Origin of the sequence: Mesorhizobium sp. M7A.F.Ca.CA.004.06.1.1, assembly GCF_003999135.1 — a bacterium.
Classification (GTDB): Bacteria; Pseudomonadota; Alphaproteobacteria; order Rhizobiales; family Rhizobiaceae; genus Mesorhizobium.
Genome location: NZ_RZPQ01001072.1, coordinates 1 through 1,497, shown reverse-complemented (window position 1 = coordinate 1,497; position 1,497 = coordinate 1). Strand labels below are relative to the sequence as shown.

The 1,497-nt window shown below is 60.6% G+C and carries 1 protein-coding gene; it reads left to right on the top strand.

Annotated features, from left to right (window positions below):
- Nucleotides 1-317 precede the first annotated feature (317 nt).
- Nucleotides 318-1,265: a DUF4167 domain-containing protein gene (locus EN906_RS33930; protein ID WP_127266725.1), complete on the top strand. Its 948-nt coding sequence runs from the start codon at nucleotides 318-320 to the stop codon at nucleotides 1,263-1,265.
- Nucleotides 1,266-1,497: the final 232 nt, after the last annotated feature.

Genomic DNA, 1,497 nt, shown 5'->3' with positions numbered 1-1,497 from the left:
GGCTAAAGCCTTGACGCAGTGCAAAAATGCGCTTGGCAATGCCGGGGAATGCGGCTAGGGTCGCCTTAACCGGATGAGACGAAGCAGGCAGTGCTCTTAGTGATTCGGTTTTCCTTGGAAATAGCTGCCTTCTTGCGCAAACGATGCCCAAGCTTCGTGCGGGAATCGTCCGGCAAGTGATGTAACCGGAACAGGATGGCACGTGGCGCCAACGCAATCGATGCGGGCGAACGCCGGTGAAGAGACGAAACGGCTGGCTGCATGAGCGCCTCCGTTCGTGAAGAGTTTTTCGAAAATTTCAAAATGAAGAGAGTTTGATGAGGCCACAACAGCAGAACAGGCGCATGCGCGGTCGCAATAATAATGGCGGCGGCGGTGGTAACAATAACAACAACAATAACAACAACAACCGCAAGGGGCCTAATCCCCTGACGCGCAACTACGAGAGCAATGGCCCGGATGTGAAGATCCGCGGTTCGGCTCAGCAGATCGCCGAAAAGTACGCCACCCTTGCCCGCGATTCTCACAGCTCCGGCGACCGGGTCATGGCGGAGAACTATCTCCAGCACGCCGAGCATTACAATCGCATCATCGCGGCCGCACAGGCGCAGATGCCGATCCAGAACGCGCAGCAGAATCGTGATGATTTCGACGATGACGGCGACGAGGACCGCGACGATTTCGACAATGGCGGCAACAACAGCAACACTGTTTCCGATGCCCAGATCCCGGTGATCAACCATGGCGCCGGCCCGCAGCCGGTCATCGAAGGGACGCCGGCCGAGGTTGCGCTCAACCGGGAAGGTGGCCGCGAGGCCCGTGATAATAATGGCGGGCGCAACAATGGTGGCCGCGACAACAATGGCGGGCGCCATCGCGATCGTCGCCCCAATGGCGGTTACGGCCAGAACGGCCAGCGCGACTATGCATCGTCCGCCGAGCAAGCTGGCCAGCCCCAGCGCAACGAGGCTCCAAGCGAGGCCGAAGCCGCCGCGCCGACCGAATCCGTTGCTGCGGCCGAACCGGCTCCGTCGTTCGAGAATCTTTCGCCGGCAGGCCTTGCGGCCCAGGCCGAACTCAACGAGGCGGCCGCCGAAAGCGGTGCTGCCCGTCGTCCGAGGCGGCCGCGCCGCCCGCGCGTCAACGCCGATCAGGTTGATGGCGGTAGTGACAATGCCAATTCCGTGGCCAACGCCGGCGAGGCGGCTGCGGCCCCGGTCGACAGCGGCAACGCCCAACCGATCAATGTCGATATCGACAACTGATCGAACGGCATTTCAAGGCATTGAACGGCGGAGAGAAATCTCCGCCGTTTTCGTTTGGGCGGCCGTGCAATATTATGAAGTTGCCGATATCGAGACGTCTTGAGGGTTCGGAGCTTGTGCACCATATCAGCCTCAACTGGACCCGGCTCGAATGGGAGGGTCCGTCACCGCAATCGGATCCGGTGCCGCAAAGCGGGCCGGTGATGGAAGGAGACAGATATGAACCTTGAGA